The sequence below is a fragment of the Evtepia gabavorous genome (assembly GCF_003425665.1).
Classification (GTDB): domain Bacteria; phylum Bacillota; class Clostridia; order Oscillospirales; family Oscillospiraceae; genus Evtepia; species Evtepia gabavorous.
In genome coordinates this window covers 1-668 of the sequence record NZ_QQRQ01000054.1, presented here as the reverse complement: position 1 = coordinate 668, position 668 = coordinate 1, and the positions used below count along the sequence as shown (strand labels likewise).

The following is a 668-nucleotide window of genomic DNA, read 5'->3' as shown; positions in this document are numbered from 1 at the left end:
GGGTGATGAGGTACCTTTTGTAGAATGGTCCGGCGAGTTATTGTTATCAGCAAGCTTAAGGTATTCAGTACCGAAGGCGTAGGGAAACCGAGTGTGAATAGCGCGCATGAAGTTGGTGGCAATAGACCCGAAACCGGGTGACCTATCCATGGGCAGGTTGAAGTGGAGGTAAAACTCCATGGAGGACCGAACGCACGTTCGTTGCAATGACCGGCGATGACCTGTGGATAGCGGTGAAATTCCAATCGAACCCGGAGATAGCTGGTTCTCCCCGAAATAGCTTTAGGGCTAGCGTTATGTTAGATTACCGGAGGTAAAGCACTGAATGGGCTAGGGGCTGATAAAGTTACTGAACCCTATCAAACTCAGAATGCCGGCTAATTGATGCATAGCAGTCAGACTACGTGAGATAAGTCTCGTGGTCAAAAGGGAAACAGCCCAGACCCACAGCTAAGGTCCCAAATAATTGCTAAGTGGAAAACGATGTGAGATTGCCCAGACAACCAGGATGTTGGCTTAGAAGCAGCCACACATTAAAAGAGTGCGTAATAGCTCACTGGTCGAGTGGTCTTGCGCGGAAAATATAACGGGGCTAAGCAGTTAACCGAAGCTTGGGCTTGCCGAAGGCAGGGGTAGGGGAGCGTCGAATACGGGGTGAAGTCGCAGCG

General features: G+C 50.3%; 1 rRNA gene. It reads left to right on the top strand.

Going from position 1 to position 668, the window contains the following annotated elements:
• Window positions 1-668, top strand: a 23S ribosomal RNA gene (locus DV520_RS12020); the annotation flags it as partial.